Origin of the sequence: Streptomyces microflavus, from assembly GCF_014650075.1 — a bacterium.
GTDB lineage: Bacteria > Actinomycetota > Actinomycetes > Streptomycetales > Streptomycetaceae > Streptomyces > Streptomyces microflavus.
In genome coordinates, this window is record NZ_BMUG01000019.1 from 81,776 (window position 1) to 99,830 (window position 18,055).

Below are 18,055 nucleotides of genomic sequence, written 5' to 3' on the forward strand. Positions count from 1 at the left end.
CCCGGCTCCCGCGGGCCCGATGAGGCATCGGGCCCGCAGGTCGGCCTCAGGCCCGGGAGAGATCGCCCGTCCGGGAGAGATCGCCCGCCCGGGAAAGTTCGCCGGCGTTCCGGCGGCCGCGTATCCTGCCGCCCGCCTCGTCCCGCTCGGCCGCTCGCGCCGCCCGCTGGGCCCGGCGCCGCTGCCGGCGCATCTGCCGGGCGGTGCTGCTCGGCTCGGACACCACGCCGTGGCGCTGGTTCCACACCTGCCGGGTGACCCAGACGTCGAGCACCGCCCACGTGGCGACCACCGTGCTGGCCACACTGCTCAGCACCATCGGGAAGGCCAGCCAGGAGCCGGTCAACGTGCTCAGGAAGGCGACCATCGCCTGGATGATCGTCAGCGACATGATGAGGACGGCGCGCACGGCGGCCGTCCGTACTGCATCGGGCATCCGCCGCTTCCTGGCCGGCTCCTCCACCCACAACTGCCGCGGAATCCGCGCTCCGTCCGCGGCGTCCGCTCTCACGGTGCCGACCGGTGCTCCGGCGCTCCCGCGCTCCTGCGTGCTCAAGGTCCTTCAACTCCCCACCACTGTCCGACTTCAGGGTGGCTGCCCGGCTTGCGCCGGTTCTACGCGAGCGGATGGGCTCCCAACTGCTGTGCGCGCCCCCGCCCTGCGTCTACCCCGTACATATGGACGAACCACTCGCTCAGAAGATTCCCCCTGAAAGCCACCGCAGGGCCCAGAAGGCTACGGAACGAATAATTCCAGCCAACTGATATGGGCCCGCAGTTGGGGGATCGGTGGGGATCCTCTGTCGCTTTCGCGAATTTCATCTCCGGGAATACCGGGGCAACTCATGATCAAATCCCGATCGGACGGCTGAAAATCATCCGGACGTGTCTTCGAGTTGTCTCTGTGTCAGTAGTAGGCTCGCGCCGTTTATTGACGCAGGACGGACCCTCGCCCCCGTCGGTCCGATGCGCGCCGGTGTACACACGGCGAACGTCGGGGCAGGGTCGAGGGACGACCGAGACAAGACCACCCCCGCCATGCGGGGCCGATCTGGGGGAGGCCATGCGCTTTCGCGGGAAGTCCATCCGCAGGAAGATCGTGGCGTTGCTGCTGGTGCCGCTCGTCTCCCTCACGGGTCTCTGGGTCCTCGCCACGTACGTCACCGGCCGCCAGGCGACCGAGCTGATGAGCGTCAGCACCACCGTGGACAAGGTCGCCGGTCCACTGGAGGAAGCCGTCCGGGTGGTACAGGCGGAACGACGGCAGACCCTGGTCTTCCTGGCCGACCCCCGCGCCTCCGACGCCCTTCCGCTCCTGCTGAGCCAACGCGCCGACACCGACCGGATCGTGGCCGAGGTCCGGGACAGCGCCCGGCAGAACGACGTCCGCGAGGCGCTCGACGCGGAGGCCCGGACCCGTCTCGACGCCATCCTGAGTGCTGTCGACGGCCTGGGTTCCCTGCGTGAATCGGTCGAGAAGCGCACCATCGGCCGGGCGAAGGCGCTGGACTTCTACAACGGCCTCGTCGACCCCGCGTACCGCTTCCTCAACGGACTCCACACCACGGAGAACGGCTCGATGGACAAGCAGATGCGGGCGCTGGTCGGGATATCCAGGGCCCGCGAGATGCTGTCGCGCGAGGACGCACTGGTCGCCTCGGGCCTCATCGCGGGCCGCTTCACCACCTCCGAACTGCGCCAGGTATCCGGTCTGGTGGCCCAGCGCCAACTGCTCTACGAGGTCAGCCTCGAAAACCTCCCCGCCACCGAACGCCGACGGGTCGAGCAGTTCTGGAGCAGCCCCGACGCCGAACCGCTGCGCACCGCCGAGGACACCCTGATCGCCGCCGGGCCCACCAAGCGCCCGGGCGCCGTCGACACCGAGCGCTGGCAGCAGGCGGCCCCGCCCGTCCTCGACCGGCTGGCCAACGACTCCACGGAGATGGGCAACCGCTTCCAGGACCGTGCGGAACCGGCCGGATACCGGGTCCTCGCCCAGGCGGGGGTCGCCGGAGTCCTCGGCTTCCTGGCCCTGATCGTCTCGATCTTCGTCTCCGTACGCATCGGCCGCGAACTCGTCCGCGACCTCTCCCGGCTGCGCAAGGACGCCCACGAGGTCTCCGGCGTACGGCTGCCGAGCGTCATGCGCCGACTGGCCGCCGGGGAGCAGGTCGACGTCGAGACCGAGGCGCCGCACCTCACCTACGAGCGCGACGAGATCGGCCAGGTCGGCCAGGCGCTCAACACCCTCCAGCGCGCCGCCGTCGAGGCCGCGGTCAAGCAGGCGGACATGCGCCGCGGCGTCTCCGAGGTCTTCGTCAACCTCGCCCGCCGCAACCAGGTCCTCCTGCACCGGCAGCTGACCCTGCTGGACACCATGGAGCGCCGCACCGAGAACAGCGACGAACTCGCCGACCTGTTCCGCCTGGACCACCTCACCACCCGCATGCGGCGCCACGCCGAAGGGCTCGTGATCCTCTCCGGCGCCGCCCCCTCCCGCCAGTGGCGCAAGCCCATCCAGCTCATGGACGTGGTGCGCGCCGCCGTCGCCGAGGTCGAGGACTACGAACGCATCGAGGTCCGGCGGCTGCCCCGGATCGGCGTGGGCGGCCCCGCCGTCGCCGACCTTACCCACCTCATCGCCGAACTCCTGGAGAACGCCACCGTCTTCTCACCCCCGCACACAGCGGTCCAGGTGCTCGGCGAACGCGTCTCCAACGGCTTCACCCTCGAAATCCACGACCGCGGCCTCGGCATGCCCCCGGAGGTCCTCCTCGACGCCAACCTGAGGCTTGCGGAGACCCCCGACTTCGAGCTCTCCGACACCGACCGCCTCGGCCTCTTCGTGGTCAGCCGGCTCGCCCAGCGCCAGAACGTCCGGGTCTCCCTGCAGAAATCGCCGTACGGAGGCACCACCGCGGTCGTCTTCATCCCCGCCGCCCTCCTCACCGACGCCCCGGACACCCACGGCACGGGCTTCCGTCTCGACCGCCGCGCCGAGCGGGCGATCGGCAGCGGCCGGGGCGCCGACACGGCACCGGGCACCGGGAGCACCTCTCCGGGCGGCGACCGCAGGGCCAACGGCCGGTCCGCCGTCCTCTCCCCGGTCCCCACCGGACTCACCGGACCGGCGGTGCTCGACGGCCCGGTCGAACTCGAAGGCCCGGTCGGCCCTCTGGACCTCGCCGGCGACCCCCTGGACCGCGCCTCGGACCCGGCCCTCGATCCGGCCCTGGGACCCGTGCTCGACGGCGTCTCCGACCTGGAGGACACCGAGAGCGAGCGCGGCGGCATCTTCCGCGCCCGCGACCTGCGCCGCGACGACGGCCGGGACCCGCGCGGCGACAACGGCCGGGACCGACGCGGTGACGACGGCCGGGACCGGCGCCGAGCCACCGACCGCGAACAGCACCAGCAGGCCCGCGACCACGGCGAAGGCCCCACGGCCGAGGTCCGCCCGATGCGCCCCGCGGGCCCGGTACCGCTGCCGCGCCGCACCCCGCCGACGCTGGTTACCGACCGGGGCCGCCGGGCGGACGACGAGGACCGGGCCGCCGCCACCGCCGAGCCGCCCGCGACCGCTCCCCGCACCCCGACCGGCCCGGTCGCGCACACCACCCCCTGGGCCGCCCGCGCAGCACACCGCGCACCCGCACCACTGAGCATCACAGACCCACGCAGCACCACCGAACCACGCACCACCACCGCATCACGCACCACAGACGCAGCACCGAACACCCCAGCACCACCGAACACCCCAGCACCACCGAACACCCCAGCGGCACCGAACACCCCAGCACCACCCCGCACCACCGAGGCGCGCCCCGAGAACCCCCCGGCGCCGAACGGGCCACCCGCCCCCGACACCGTGGGCGGCCTGCCCCGCCGGGTCCGGCAGGCCAGCCTCGCCCACCAGCTCCGTGAGGAATCCGCAGACCGGACTCCGCACCGGGCGCCCGTGGACACGTTCGACGACGTCGAGCGCGACGCGGACGAGGTACGCAATCGCATGGCTTCACTCCAGCGCGGCTGGCAGCGCGGTCGTCGGCAGAACGCCGAGGACGCACAGGACGCGGCCGGCTCCGAGGGAACAGCACCAGGAACCACTCCGGGAGGGGACGGTCGATGACCGCACCGAACGCCGCAGCACCCAACCCCGCACGCCACGGCTCGGGCGAACTGAACTGGCTGCTCGACGAACTCGTCCAGCGCGTCGCCAGCATCCGCAAGGCGCTGGTGCTCTCCAGCGACGGGCTGGCCACCGGCACCTCGCAGGATCTGACCCGCGAGGACAGCGAGCATCTGGCCGCCGTCGCCTCCGGGTTCCACAGCCTCGCCAAGGGCGTGGGACGCCACTTCGACGCCGGCCGGGTCCGCCAGACCGTCGTTGAACTGGACGAGGCGTTCCTCTTCGTGACCGCGGCCGGGGACGGCAGCTGTCTCGCCGTCCTGGCCGATGCCGACTCCGACGTGGGCCAGGTGGCGTACGAGATGACGCTGATGGTCAAGCGCGTGGGGGCCCACCTGGCCAACGCCCCACGGACGACCGGTCTGCCCGCCGGAGGGTGAGTGGCGGGCATGAGCGCTGACTCCCCCCGGGGCACGGACCCCGGATCCCCGGACGGGACCACCGACCCGCAGTCCTCGCGTTGGTACGACGCGGAGGCCGGGCCGGTGGTCCGCCCGTACGCCATGACCCGGGGGCGTACCAGCAGTGCCTCCCGGCACCGGCTCGACCTCATCGCCCTCGTCGTGCCCGAACCGGCCGCCGAGGACCCCGGCCGGGACCAGACGCTCGCGCCCGAACACGTCACGATCGTCGAACTCTGCAGCGACATGCCCCAGTCGATCGCCGAGCTCGCCGCCGAACTCGACCTGCCCGTAGGGGTGGTACGGGTCCTGGTCGGCGATCTCGTCGAGGACGAGCTGGTGCACGTCACCCGACCCGTTCCGCCGGCCGAGCTGCCGGACGTGAACATTCTTCGCGAGGTAATCAATGGCCTTCGGGCGCTCTAGCCGCGTCAAGCAGCGGCCCGTCGAGCCCGTCACCCTGAAGATCCTGGTGGCGGGAGGGTTCGGCGTGGGCAAGACGACCGCGGTCGGCGCGGTCAGCGAGATCAGACCGCTGCGCACGGAGGAGCGTCTCAGCGAGGCGGGCCGCCCGGTGGACGACCTGGAGGGGGTCGAGTCCAAGACCACCACCACGGTCGCCATGGACTTCGGCCGGATCACGCTCCGCGAGGACCTGGTCCTCTACCTCTTCGGCACGCCCGGGCAGGACCGCTTCTGGTTCCTCTGGGACGAACTGGCCCAGGGCGCCCTGGGGGCGGTGGTCCTCGCCGACACCCGGCGACTTGAGGACTGCTTCGCGGCGGTCGACTACTTCGAGCGCCGGCGGATCCCGTTCACGGTGGCCGTCAACTGCTTCGACGGGGCGGGGGAGTTCCCCGCCGAGACCGTGCAGGCCGCCCTCGATCTCGACCCCGGGGTCCCGGTGCTGCTGTGCGACGCGCGGGACCGGTCCTCGGTACGTGACGTCCTGGTCGCGGTGGTCGAGAACGCCCTGGAGCGCGCGGCCCGGGACCGCCGGCCCGTCGCCACCTGACAGCGTCGGACGTCCGGCAGGCACCGCCGCCCGACAGCGGTACGCGTACGGCCCGTACCCCCGCCGACAGGGGTACGGGTCGCACGTCGTCCGGCGGGCCGGGCTGTGAGTGTTCTGCGGCCATGACGATCCGTCAAGTACGCGGGTGAGGTCACCGGTTCGGACCGGGGCTCAGCGGACGGCCACCACCGCCGAACCGTGCCCGAACAGCCCCTGGTTGGCCGTGATCCCCACCCGGGCGCCCGGCACCTGCCGGTCTCCGGCCTGCCCGCGCAACTGCCAGGTCAGCTCGCAGACCTGAGCGATCGCCTGCGCGGGCACCGCCTCGCCGAACGAGGCGAGACCCCCGCTCGCGTTGACCGGGATCCGGCCGCCCAGCGCGGTCACCCCCTCCCGTACCAGCTTCGCACCCTCACCCGGACCGCACAGCCCGATGTCCTCGTACCACTCCAACTCCAGTGCGGTGGACAGGTCGTAGACCTCCGCCAGCGACAGATCCTCCGGCCCGATCCCCGCCTCCTCGTAGGCGGACCGGGCGATCGACGCCCGGAAGCTCTCCGGCGAGGGCTCCACGGCCACCGCCGAGTCGGTGCCGATGTCCGGCAGGTCGAGGACGGTCCTCGGGAACGTCGGCGTCACGGTGGAGACGGCCCGGATCCGCACGGGATCGGCCACCCCCCGCCGCCGGGCGAAGTCCATGCCGCACAGCACCAGCGCGGCGGCCCCGTCGGAGGTGGCGCAGATGTCCAGCAGCCGCAGCGGATCGGCCACCACCGCGGACGCGGCGACCTCCTCGGCGGTCACCGGCGTCCGGTAGCGGGCGTACGCGTTCAGCGCCCCCGCCGCCGCGTTCTTCACCTTGACCAGGGCGAAGTCGTCCGGTGAGTCCCCGTACAGGGCCATCCGGCGGCGGGCGTACAGCCCGAAGTACGCCGGGTTCGTCGCCCCGAGCACCCGGAACCGCAGCCAGTCCGGGTCGTCCGGCCGGTCCCCGCCCGCCGGGGCGAAGAACCCCTTGGGCGCCGCATCCGCCCCCACCACCAGGACCACGTCCGCCATCCCCGCCAGGATCTGGGCCCGCGCGGTGTTGATCGCCTGCGCCCCCGACGCGCACGCGGCGTACACGGAGGTCACCCGCGCCCCCTGCCACCCCAGCGCCCGCGCGAACGTCGCCCCGGCCACGTACCCCGGATAGCCGCCCCGGACAGTCTGCGCGCCGACCACCGACCCCACCTCGGGCCACCCGATGCCCGCGTCGTCGAGGGCGGCGCGCGCGGCGGCACGCCCGTACGAGACGAAGCTGCGCCCCCACTTGCCCCACGGGTGCATCCCGGCCCCGAGGACCGCCACATCGCCGCTCACGACAGGGCCTCCACCGCGACGGGCCGCCAGTGCCAGGTCGTGTGTACGGTGTCCGCCGCCGGATCCTCCTCCAGGACACCCGGCACCACCTCCACCACCGAGCCCACGGGCAGATCGCCCACGCCCACCCCGGGCGCGGCCTGCCCCAGGACCACCATGCGCTCGGCCGCCAGTTCCACGGCGACGAGGGTGTACGGCACCCAGGGCACCGCGGGGTCGCTGACGTACGGGGGAGGGGGCCGGTAGCGCCCGTCGGTGCAGGACCACACCGTGCCCCGCTTCGACAGCGCCACCTCCTCCAGCTCCCCGCCGGGGCAGCCCGGATTGCGGCAGTGGTCGTCCTCACGGGGGAAGTGGACCGACCGGCAGCCCGAGCAGCGGGTGCCCAGCAGCCGGAACCCCTCCTCGGCGGTGTCCTCGGTGAACCAACCGGCCACCACGGGTATGCGTGTACGTGGCAAAGCCCCTCCCCGGCACTGGATCTGACGGAACGTCAGAAGTGTGCCACGGGCGGCCGCCCCCGGCGAGAGGGACGGCCCGGCGTCCTCAGCCGCGCTCGTCCCCGCCGTGCTCGGTCAGCCACTTCGCCGCGGTCTCCGCCAATTCGGCGTCCCGGCCGGCCAGCATCATCCCGATCATCTGCGCGTCCCCACGCAGCGACCACGCCGGATGCCCGAACGTCGCCGGGTTGTTCTTCTCGATCAGGAAGTGCGCGGGCCAGGCCGTGCCGTACCCGATCAGCGGCAGGGCCGCGAGGTAGCGCTTCCGGCCCCGCGCCAGCCCGTAGACGGCGATCGCGAGACCGGTGAGGGTGCCGGTCAGATGGACCCAGCGGGTGGCGGCACGGGAGTGCATCGCGACGTAGTACGGCCAGAATTCCTCGTACGAATCGAACGTCTGCTGTGACATACGGGCACCGTAGCCGCCCGACCGGCAACCGAACACGCCCCTTCCGCGTCCGAAAGGAAGAACGGGCGGCCGGAGCCCACGGGGGTGGTCCCGGTCGCCCGTTCCTTCAGTGCCCGGCTACCGACCTGCGATCCACCGGGAAGTCGAAATAGGTGTCGGGGAACAGCTCGGGCCTGTGGGTGAAGTGCCACCACTCCTCGGGCAGGTTCACGAACCCCACGTCGGTCAACGTCCGCTTCAGGAACTGCCTGTTGGCGCGCTGCGCTCCCCGTATCCGGGGATCATCCGTATGCGACAGCGTGTCGAAGCAGTCGTAACCGGTGCCCATGTCCACCGAGTTGTCGGGGAACCGCTCACCCTTCGGCGCGAAGCAGGGCGCCAGCGGCTCACCCGGACGGTAGGGCCTGGTCGGCAGGGCGGGCAGCCGGACGAGCGTCAGGTCCACCGTGCTTCCCCTGCTGTGCCCGGACTTCTCCGCGATGTAACCGTCGTCGAACAGACGGGACTTGTCGACCAGCGGATAGAACTCCCCCTTCATGGCATGATCGTCGAGATCCTTCGCCCAGCGCACGAAGTGGTCCACCGCCCGCTGCGGCCGATAGCAGTCGTACACCTTCAGCGAATACCCCTGACGCAGCAGGCGCTTCTGCGCCAGGTGCAGTGCGCGGGCGGCGGGCCGGGTCAGGACGCAGACCGGCTGCCGGTATCCGTCGACGCGTTCGCCCAGGAAGGTGTGCGCCGTGGTGTAGCGCATCTCCTGGATGATCGTCGGATCCACCGACCGCAACGCCACGAACCCTTCAGGCGCCTTCGGTTCGGGACGGGCCTGCGCCGGCGCGGGGGAGACGGCCGTGGCGACGAGCAGGGCGGCGGCAGCGGTGGCCAGAGCGCGGAGAACGGTACGCATTCCTGTCATGGGCACATCGTCTACCAGCTTCGCGGCCCCCGCGGAAGGACGATCGGATACAGTCCGCCCGTGTCCGAGCCCACCAGCAGCCCCGCCCCGACGACCGGTCGGCAGCCGTCCCCGTACGTCAGGGACTCCCACTGCTCCACCTGCGGAGCCCCGTACACCGCCCCGGCCGCCCCTGACACCTGGCCCCGCACCTGTGCACGCTGCGGCACCACCGCCTACCGCAACCCGCTCCCGGTCGCCGTGGCCCTCCTCCCCGTGACCGGACCGAGCTCGGCCGGACTCGTCGTCATCACGCGCACCATCCAGCCGCAGAAGGGCGGCACGGCCCTGCCCGGCGGCTTCATCGACCACGCCGAGGACTGGCGGCACGCGGTCGTCCGCGAACTGCGTGAGGAGACCGGGATCGAGGCCGCCGAACAGGACGTCCGCCTCGCCGAAGCCCTCAGCTCCACCGGCGGCCACCTCCTGCTCTTCGGGCTCCTCCCGCAACGGCCCCTGTCGAGCCTGCCGCCCTCCGTCCCCACCGACGAGACGTCGGGGTACGAGATCCTGTACGCCCCCCGCCCGCTGGCGTTCCCGCTGCACACGGAGGCCGTGAACGCCTGGTTCGCGGGAAACTACGACTGACACCCCATCGAGGGCGTACGGGGCTTCGCCCGAGCGACCCGCCACTCCGGCGTACGGGGCTTCGCCCGAAGAGCCCCGCGACCCGGGCGTACGGGGCTTCGCCCGAAGAGCCCCGCGACCCGGGCGTACCGGGCTTCGCCCGAAGAGCCCCGCGACCCGGGCGTACGGGGCTTCACCCCTAGAGCCCCGCGACCCGGGCGTACGGGGCTTCACCCCTAGAGCCCCGCGACCCGGGCGTACGGGGCTTCACCCCTAGAGCCCCGCGACCCCGGCGTACCGGGCTTCGCCCCAAGAGCCCCGCGACCCGGGCGTGCCGGGCTTCGCCCCAAGGGCCCCGCCACCCCAGGCGTACGGCGCCCCCCCCGGAAGAGCCCCGCTACCCCGCCACCCCCCGCACCCGCACCGGAAGCCCGACCGCCGCCGCCCCCTCCTCACCTTCCCGCTCCACCACGACCCGCTCGCCCTCCCACCGCGCCACATACCGCTCCACCTCGGCCTCGGCCCACCCGTCACCCGGGTCCCGGACCACCAGCCCGCCCCCGGTACGCCCCGGCGCGGGCGCCCACACCTCAAGCTCCAGCTCACCGTCCGCGTCCCGCACCGGAATGACCGCCCCCGCCCGCGCCAGCACCGGGATCCGGGAGAGCGGCGCGTCGATCACCACCGGCCCCGGCCCCTCGTACGCCCGCCCGGTCGCCGTGTCGTACCAGCGCCCCCGGGGCAGCCGCACCACCCTCCGCTCCGCCCCGCTCTCCATCACCGGCGCCACCAGCAGCGCGTCGCCCAGCAGGAACGCGTCCTCGCACCCCCGCAACGCCCGGTCGCCCGGCGCCGCCCACCACACCGGCCGCACATAGGGCGCCCCCGACAACCGCGCCACGTGCGAGAGCGTCACGAAGTACGGGTGCAGCCGCTCCCGCTCCACCAGCGCCGCCCGCGCGTGCTCCAGCACCTCGGGCCCGAACTCCCACGGCTCCCGCCGCCCCGCGTCGATCGCCGAATGGGTCCGGAACAGCGGCAGGTACGCGCCCAGCTGGAACCACCGCAGATACAGCTCGGGCGAGGGGAACCCGTCGAACCCGCCCACGTCCGGACCGGAGTACGGCACCCCGCACAGCCCGAGACCCAGCACCAGCGACAGAGAGGCCCGCAGCCCCGGCCACCCGGTGGACACATCACCGGACCAGGTGCCCCCGTACCTCTGCATCCCCGCCCACCCCGAGCGCGAGAACAGGAAGGGCCGCGCCTCGGGACGGAGCCGGAGCAGCCCCTCGTACCCCGCACGCGCCATCGCGAGCCCGTACACGTTGTGCGCCTCGCGATGGTCGCCGCCCACGCCCTCCAGGACATGCCGGGCCGAACGCGGCAGTGACGGATCCCCGAACGCGGCGAATGACACCGGCTCGTTCATGTCGTGCCAGACCCCCGAGAAGCCCTGCGCAAGCCGCTCCTCGTACAGAGATCCCCACCATTCCCGCACAACCGGATCAGTGAAATCCGGATACACGCAGGCCCCGGGCCACACCTCGCCCACCACCACCCGCCCCCGCGCGTCCCGGACGTACGCCCCACGCTCCCCGAGCGCCACGCCCGCGTCGAACACCGCGTCACCCGGCGCCGCCTTCACCGCCGGATCCACGATCGACACCAGCCGCACGCCCCCCTCGCGCAACTCCTCCGCCAGCGCGGGCAGCGCGGGGAACCGACCCCGGTCGACCGTGAACACCCGGTGCGCGTCGTAGTGGTCGATGTCCAGATGCAGCACCGACAGCGGAAGCCCCCGCTCCCGGTACCCGGCCACCACCCGCCGCACCTCCCGCTCACTCCCGAACCCCCACCGGGCGTGCTGCGGCCCCAGCGCCCACGACGGCGGCACCGCCGGCGCCCCCGTCAGCGCCGTCCACCCCCGCAGCACCCGGGCCGGCGTCCCCGCCACCACCCAGCAGCGCAGCGGACCGCCCTCCATCCGCACCTCACAGGTCCCCGGCCGGTCGTGCCCGGAGCCCGCACCCTCCTCGCCCTCCCGCACCAGCACCCGGCCCGCCCAGGTGTTGTCGTGGAACGCCAGATGGGTGCCCGCGTCCGACACCACCACCTGCACCGGCATCGTCAGATACAGCGGATCGTCCCCCGGGCCGAACCGCCCGCCCGGGTCCGTGTTCCACAGCCCGTACGACCCGTCCCGCAGCCGGGGCCCCGAAGCCCGCCCGCCCAGACCGAAGAACTGAGCGTCCGCCGGCACCTCCGACCGCTGCACCCACCGCACCGCACCCCCACCCACCGGCTCCCACCAGCGCGGCGGCAACTCCCGCCGCAACAGCACCCCGCCCGGCGTCCGCAGCTCCACCGCACCGGTCCGCGACACCACCACGGTCAGCCGCTCGGAGACCACCTGCCAGCCACCGTCCTTGTCCGGCTCCAGCACCGCCCGCGGATCCGGCCCCGGCACCTCACCCGCCAGCGCGTACGACGGCAGCGGATCGGCCCCGTCCCACGCCCAGAACACCGCACCCCCCACCGCCACCCGGATCCGCAGCTCCGAACGGGCGAACCGCACCACACCCCCGCCAGGACCCGGCTCCGCCCCCACCAGAGCACCGGGCACCCGGGCCCGCTCCGCACCGCGCGGAGGCAGCGCACGCGCATCCGCCGACCGGCGCCGCCACGCCGCACGCACCGTGCGCAGCCCCCGCACCGAACCGACCAACCTCACCCGACGCACCAGGTCACGACCGTCCATGGCGCACACCCTGCCACCCGCCCGGACCGCAGAACCTCCCGTTCAACTCCCGTTCACCCACCCCGACGGAAGATCGTCGCCCCGCCTCACGCCGGCCCACTCTGGTGCCGAAGACGATCACATGGCATCGTCCGTGTCAGCCGCTCACGCGCACACCCCAGCCCGTGCGCGCCGACACGCCACCCGCGTACCCGTCCAGCCAGGGAGCCGCCCGATGACCGCAGCCACACCCGACGCACCCCTCTGGGAGCCCAGCCCCGAGCGCATCGAGGCCGCGGCCGTGACCCGCTTCCAGAGCTGGGCCGCGAGCCGCTTCGGAGCCCCGGCCGACGGCGGGTACGCGGCCCTGCACCGCTGGTCCGTCGACGAGCTCGACACCTTCTGGCAGGCCGTCGCCGAGTGGTTCGACATCCGCTTCTCCACCCCGTACGAGAGCGTCATCGGCGACCGCACCATGCCCGGCGCCACCTGGTTCCCCGGCGCCACCCTCAACTACGCCGAACACGCCCTGCGCACCGCCGAGGACCCGGCCCGCGCCGACACCCCCGCCCTCCTGTACGTCGACGAGACCCACACCCAGGTCCCGATCAGCTGGTCCGACCTCCGCCGCCAGGTCGGCGCGCTGGCCGCCGAACTCCGCGCCCTCGGCGTCACCCCCGGCGACCGGGTCAGCGGCTACCTCCCCAACATCCCGCAGGCCGTCGTCGCCTTCCTCGCCACCGCAGCCGTCGGCGGCGTCTGGACCTCCTGCGCCCCCGACTTCGGCGCCCGCAGCGTCCTCGACCGGTTCCAGCAGATCGAACCCGTCGTCCTCTTCACCGTCGACGGCTACCGCTACGGCGGCAAGGAGCACGACCGTACGGAGACCGTCGCCGAACTCCGCCGCGAACTGCCCACCCTGCGCGCCGTCGTCCACATCCCGCTGCTCGGCACCGACGCCCCCGAAGGCGCCCTCGCCTGGGCGGCCCTCACCTCGGCCGACACCGAGCCGGTCTTCGAGCAGGTCCCCTTCGACCACCCGCTCTGGGTCCTCTACTCCTCCGGCACCACCGGCCTGCCCAAGGCCATCGTGCAGTCCCAGGGCGGCATCCTGCTCGAACACTTCAAGCAGATCGGCCTCCACTGCGACCTCGGACCCGAGGACCGCTTCTTCTGGTACACCTCCACCGGCTGGATGATGTGGAACTTCCTCGTCTCCGGCCTCCTCACCGGCACCACCGTCGTCCTGTACGACGGCAGCCCCGGCTACCCGGACGTCAGCGCCCAGTGGCGGATCGCCGAACAGACCGGCGCCACCCTCTACGGCACCTCCGCCGCGTACGTCATGGCCTGCCGCAAGGCCGGCATCCACCCCGGCCGCGACTTCGACCTCTCCCGCGTCCAGTGCGTCGCCACCACCGGCTCCCCGCTCCCGCCCGACGGCTTCCGCTGGCTCCACGACGAGGTCGCCGACGACCTCTGGATCGCCTCCGTCAGCGGCGGCACCGACGTCTGCAGCTGCTTCGCCGGAGCCGTCCCCACCCTCCCGGTCCACATCGGTGAACTCCAGGCCCCCTGCCTCGGCACCGACCTCCAGTCCTGGGACCCGGCCGGCAAGCCCCTCACCGGCGAGGTCGGCGAACTGGTCGTCACCAACCCCCTCCCGTCCATGCCGATCCGCTTCTGGAACGACCCCGACGGCAGCCGCTACCACGACAGCTACTTCGACATGTTCCCCGGCGTCTGGCGCCACGGGGACTGGATCACCATCACCGACCGCGGCTCGGTGATCATCCACGGCCGCTCCGACTCCACCCTCAACCGCCAGGGCGTCCGCATGGGCTCCGCCGACATCTACGAGGCCGTCGAACGGCTCCCCGAGATCCGCGAGTCCCTCGTCATCGGGATCGAAGAGCCCGACGGCGGATACTGGATGCCGCTCTTCGTCCACCTCGCCGAAGGCGCCACCCTCGACGACGACCTGCGAGCGGCGATCAAGGCGACCATCCGCGAGAACCTCTCCCCGCGCCACGTACCGGACGAGGTCATCGAGGTCCCCGCCATCCCGCACACCCTCACCGGCAAGCGCATCGAGGTCCCGGTCAAGCGCCTGCTCCAGGGCACCGAACTCGCCAAGGCGGTCAACCCGGGCTCGGTCGACAACCTCGACCTCCTCCACTTCTACGCCGAACTGGCCGCGAACCGCCGCCGCTAGTCTGCTTGTCAGTCCCCCTGGTTACGCTGAGTGAGCAAGGATTCACCGCGCACAGGGGGACACATGGCGCAGCAGGAAAACACCAAGCACAACAGCTCCAAGCACACAAGGAAGCACGGCACAACACCACACGGCCCAACCCTGCGCCGCACACTGCGCCGCGAAGCCCCCAGCACCGTCGGCCTCCTGGTCGACGAGCAGGACTTCGCGGCCATGCGGCGCTACGGCACCTTCCCCTTCGACGACCACACCGCCTATCTGCACCAGGTCGAGGGCCTGCTCCAGGCCCTGGCCGCCCAGGGCATGCACACCACGATCGCCCTCTTCGACCCCGAGGACTACGCCGAGTTCTGCGCGGAGTCCGGACTCGACGCGGACACCGGCGCCAGCCGCAGCCGCTTCACCGCCGAGATCGCCGCCGCCGGAGCCACCGTCGCCTACACCGGCCAACGCCTGACCGACGTCATCCCGCTCCTGGTCTCCCGCGCCGTCCGCCAGGCCACCTGGGAGTACGCCACGCTCCTCCTCGCCGACCTCGGAGCCTGCGCGGACTGCGGCCAGGACATCGGACGCGCGGCCTTCGACCGGGCATCCCACCTCCTCATGCGCCTGCTGGAAACGGCCGGACCGGGCACCCACCACCTGGTCTGCTCCACCCCGACGGAGAACGACCAGCTCCTGGCGGTGCTCCACACCCACCGCGACACCACGGGCCCGGCCCGCCTGGACACCTCGGAAGGAGCGGAGTTCGCCACCGTGCTCGCGGTGGCGATCGCCCTGGAGTCACCCGGGGGAGTGGTGCTCCGCACCAGTGCCCCCGACAGCCCGGACCGCGTCCACGGCTGGCGACTGGCCCACGGCACCCTCGCCCCGCTCACCGCGGGCGAGGTCTTCAACGCCTACTGCACCGACGCCGAGACCGGAGAGCCCGTCGCCCCGGAATCCGGCGTGGAGTACAGCGCGGGATTCGACATCGGAGCCGACCCCGCGGAGAGGCACCACTGACGAGGGCAGGGCACACAGAAGGAGGGGCTCCCCACCACCAGGCGGGAAGCCCCTCCGACAATCAACTCACCCTGGCTACTCGCCCGACAGCACAGCCTGAGCGGCGTTGCGCGCCTCTTCGGCGGAGTCGGCCGAACGGGCTGCGTTCGCCGCACGCTCGCACTGGGCCAGCGTGTACTTGGCCAGCGTGGCGCGCACATAGGGAATGGACGCGGCACCCATGGAGAGCGAGGTGACACCCAGCCCCGTGAGCACACAGGCCAGCAGCGGATCCGCGGCGGCCTCCCCGCACACACCACAGCTCTTGCCCTCGGCACGAGCGGCCTCCGCGGACAGCGCCACCAGGTCGAGCAGCGCGGGCTGCCACGGGTCCTGGAGCCGCGACACCGCGCCCACCTGACGGTCGGCGGCGAAGGTGTACTGCGCCAGGTCGTTGGTGCCCAGCGACAGGAACTCGACCTCCTGGAGGATCGACCGCGCCCGAAGAGCGGCGGACGGAATCTCCACCATCGCACCGAACTTCGCCTGCAGCCCGGCCTCACGGCACGCGTCCGCGAACGCCTTGGCGTCGATGCGGTCGGCCACCATGGGCGCCATGACCTCCAGGTACACCGGCAGACCCTCGGCGGCCTTCGCCAGCGCGGTCAGCTGGGTACGCAGCACGTCGGGGTGGTCCAGCAGGCTGCGCAGCCCCCGGACGCCGAGCGCCGGGTTCGGCTCGTCGGCCGGCGTCAGGAAGTCCAGCGGCTTGTCGGCCCCGGCATCCAGTACGCGTACGACGACACGCCCCTCGGGGAACGCCTCCAGCACCGCACGGTAGGCCGCGATCTGCTTCTCCTCGGAAGGAGCCTGCTTGCTGTCGTCCAGGAAGAGGAACTCGGTCCGGAACAGCCCGACACCCTCGGCCCCCGCCTCGACCGCCGCGGGCACATCGCCCGGACCGCCGACATTGGCGAGCAACGGCACCTTGTGCCCGTCCGACGTGGCACCCGGGCCGGTGGAAGAGGACAGCGCGGCCTTACGAGCAGCGGCAGCGGCCTCCATCTCTTCACGCTTCTCGGCGCTCGGGTTCACGAAGATCTCGCCCGTGCTGCCGTCCACCGCGACGACCGTGCCCTCGGCCAGCTCACCGGCGCCCGGCAGAGCCACCACGGCGGGAACGCCGAGCGCCCGCGCCAGGATCGCGCTGTGGCTGGTCGGCCCGCCCTCCTCGGTGACGAAGCCGAGCACCAGAGTCGGGTCGAGCAGCGCCGTGTCCGCCGGCGCAAGATCGCGCGCAATCAGCACATACGGCTCGTCGCTGTCCGGAACCCCGGGCATCGGCACACCGAGCAGCCGCGCCACGATCCGGTTCCGTACGTCGTCGAGGTCGGCGACCCGCCCCGCCAGGTACTCCCCGGCATTGGCGAGCAGCGCCCGGTACGCGGCGAACGCGTCGTACACAGCGCGCTCGGCGGTGCTGCCCACGGCGACGCGCCGGTCGACATCGGACATCAGCTCGGGGTCCTGGGCCATCATGGCCTGCGCCTCGAGCACGTGCTGTGCCTCGCCGCCGGCCAGATTGCCGCGCGCGATCAGGTCGGCCGCGACCGCCTCCACCGCCTGCCGGGCGCGCCCCTGTTCGCGACCGGCCTCCTCGGCGGGAATCGATTTGGCGGGCGGCTCCAGCACCGCCGTCCCCATGTGCCGAACCTCGCCGATGGCCACACCGTGGCTCACGCCGACGCCTCGCAGCGTTGTCTCCATTTCACCCGTCTCCGGTTGTGCGGCGACCGAGTCACCGCGGTGGTTGTGCAACTGGCTTGTCACTGCGCCCGAGGCGTTACTGCCAGCCGAACAGCGTGTCGCCGATCTTCACGTCCCCGTCCTCACGGACATCGGAGAGCGACTCGGCGGTGGCCTCCAGGGCCACGATCGGGCAGATGGGTGACTTACCGGCCGCTTCGACGCCGGCCGGGTCCCAGCGCACGATGCTCTGGCCCCGGGTCACCGTGTCCCCCTTGTTCACGAGAAGCTCGAAGCCCTCGCCGTTGAGCTGGACGGTGTCGATGCCCAGGTGCGTCAGTACCCCGTGCCCGTGCTCGTCGACGACGACGAACGCGTGGGGATGGAGGGATACGACGATGCCGTCGACCGGGGACACGGCCTCGGAGGGCTCACGCACGGGGTCGATGGCGGTGCCGGGACCGACCATCGCGCCGGAGAAGACCGGGTCGGGAACCGCGGTGAGTCCGATGGCGCGTCCAGCAAGAGGGGACGTCACGTTGGTCATGGGGAGCCTCCCAGGGGGTGGAGATTCAGGTGTCGCCGCCGCGGCTGATGAGGGACGGCGTACTGCTCAGCAGAGTAAGTCATATGAAGTCCCGGTTCCGCCCGAGACCGCCCGGTTGACAGGCCTAGGGGTGCACCGCAAGCGATTTGCCTCGATCCCCGGCTGCCTGTACTGTCGTACTCCTGCCTGACCCCAACGCGACTTTGAGTCGGGGGTCGGCGGCGACCTTTAAGCCCAGATCCTAACCCTGAACCTTCCTTCGGCATGCCCGCGGGACGTGGTCAGGAAGACGGAAAAGGCCTGATAGAGTCGGACTCGCCGAAAGGGAAAAACGCGAAAGCGAATTACCTGGAAGCGAAAATCAGTAAAACCGCTTGACCCGCTTCGACCGGGAATCGGACACGAAAGAGTCTGATAGAGTCGGA

General features: G+C 72.1%; 15 protein-coding genes. 7 read left to right on the forward strand and 8 right to left on the reverse strand.

Annotated features, from left to right (window positions below; genetic code table 11):
• Positions 1–46 precede the first annotated feature (46 nt).
• Positions 47–436: a hypothetical protein gene (locus tag IE264_RS36385; protein ID WP_043971638.1), complete on the reverse strand. Its 390-nt coding sequence runs from the start codon at positions 434–436 to the stop codon at positions 47–49.
• A 627-nt stretch (positions 437–1,063) separates the two neighbouring features.
• On the opposite strand from IE264_RS36385, the gene IE264_RS36390 reads away from it, so the two are divergent.
• Genes IE264_RS36390 through IE264_RS36405 form a run of 4 tightly spaced genes read left to right on the forward strand, consistent with a single transcriptional unit; the run spans position 1,064 to position 5,605 of the window.
• Complete coding sequence (locus tag IE264_RS36390; RefSeq protein WP_063605811.1) at positions 1,064–4,129, forward strand: sensor histidine kinase; 3,066 nt, start codon at positions 1,064–1,066, stop codon at positions 4,127–4,129.
• Complete coding sequence (locus IE264_RS36395; RefSeq protein WP_015607287.1) at positions 4,126–4,569, forward strand: roadblock/LC7 domain-containing protein; 444 nt, start codon at positions 4,126–4,128, stop codon at positions 4,567–4,569. The genes IE264_RS36390 and IE264_RS36395 overlap by 4 nt, the downstream gene beginning before the upstream one ends.
• A 9-nt stretch (positions 4,570–4,578) precedes the next feature.
• Positions 4,579–5,016, forward strand: coding sequence for a DUF742 domain-containing protein (locus IE264_RS36400; RefSeq protein WP_032760586.1), 438 nt, complete (start codon positions 4,579–4,581; stop codon positions 5,014–5,016).
• Positions 4,997–5,605, forward strand: coding sequence for a GTP-binding protein (locus tag IE264_RS36405; RefSeq protein WP_015607285.1), 609 nt, complete (start codon positions 4,997–4,999; stop codon positions 5,603–5,605). Before IE264_RS36400 ends, IE264_RS36405 begins: the two co-directional genes overlap by 20 nt.
• Before the next feature lie 171 nt (positions 5,606–5,776).
• Here IE264_RS36405 and IE264_RS36410 read toward each other — a convergent pair whose 3' ends face one another.
• From IE264_RS36410 to IE264_RS36425, 4 genes are all read right to left on the reverse strand, one after another.
• Positions 5,777–6,967, reverse strand: coding sequence for a lipid-transfer protein (locus tag IE264_RS36410; RefSeq protein ID WP_032760565.1), 1,191 nt, complete (start codon positions 6,965–6,967; stop codon positions 5,777–5,779).
• On the reverse strand, positions 6,964–7,404 hold the full coding sequence (locus IE264_RS36415) for a Zn-ribbon domain-containing OB-fold protein (protein WP_032760587.1): 441 nt from the start codon (positions 7,402–7,404) through the stop codon (positions 6,964–6,966). Before IE264_RS36415 ends, IE264_RS36410 begins: the two co-directional genes overlap by 4 nt.
• Before the next feature lie 109 nt (positions 7,405–7,513).
• Positions 7,514–7,876 (reverse strand): Mpo1-like protein, encoded by a 363-nt coding sequence (locus IE264_RS36420; RefSeq protein ID WP_032760567.1) that lies wholly within the window; start codon positions 7,874–7,876, stop codon positions 7,514–7,516.
• Positions 7,877–7,982: 106 nt separating this feature from the next.
• On the reverse strand, positions 7,983–8,792 hold the full coding sequence (locus tag IE264_RS36425) for a M15 family metallopeptidase (RefSeq protein ID WP_032760570.1): 810 nt from the start codon (positions 8,790–8,792) through the stop codon (positions 7,983–7,985).
• Between the two features lie 60 nt (positions 8,793–8,852).
• Between IE264_RS36425 and IE264_RS36430 the strand changes: the two genes are divergently transcribed.
• Entirely contained in the window at positions 8,853–9,419 is a 567-nt protein-coding gene (locus tag IE264_RS36430; protein WP_015607280.1) for an NUDIX domain-containing protein, read from the forward strand.
• Between the two features lie 376 nt (positions 9,420–9,795).
• Here the strand turns inward: IE264_RS36430 and IE264_RS36435 are convergent, their stop codons facing one another.
• On the reverse strand, positions 9,796–12,159 hold the full coding sequence (locus IE264_RS36435; protein WP_190167883.1) for a glycoside hydrolase family 31 protein: 2,364 nt from the start codon (positions 12,157–12,159) through the stop codon (positions 9,796–9,798).
• 214 nt (positions 12,160–12,373) lie between these two features.
• On the opposite strand from IE264_RS36435, the gene IE264_RS36440 reads away from it, so the two are divergent.
• Both IE264_RS36440 and IE264_RS36445 read left to right on the forward strand, forming a co-directional pair.
• Complete coding sequence (locus IE264_RS36440; RefSeq protein ID WP_032760574.1) at positions 12,374–14,353, forward strand: acetoacetate--CoA ligase; 1,980 nt, start codon at positions 12,374–12,376, stop codon at positions 14,351–14,353.
• A gap of 63 nt (positions 14,354–14,416) precedes the next feature.
• Entirely contained in the window at positions 14,417–15,358 is a 942-nt protein-coding gene (locus tag IE264_RS36445; protein WP_032760577.1) for a DUF8829 domain-containing protein, read from the forward strand.
• Between the two features lie 75 nt (positions 15,359–15,433).
• On the opposite strand, the gene ptsP is transcribed toward IE264_RS36445, so the two are convergent.
• The gene (ptsP, locus tag IE264_RS36450; RefSeq protein ID WP_032760579.1) at positions 15,434–17,104 is read right to left on the reverse strand and encodes a phosphoenolpyruvate--protein phosphotransferase; all 1,671 of its coding nucleotides are present in this window, start codon (positions 17,102–17,104) and stop codon (positions 15,434–15,436) included.
• Positions 17,105–17,180: 76 nt separating this feature from the next.
• The gene (locus IE264_RS36455) at positions 17,181–17,630 is read right to left on the reverse strand and encodes a PTS sugar transporter subunit IIA (protein WP_015607275.1); all 450 of its coding nucleotides are present in this window, start codon (positions 17,628–17,630) and stop codon (positions 17,181–17,183) included.
• Positions 17,631–18,055 lie beyond the last annotated feature (425 nt).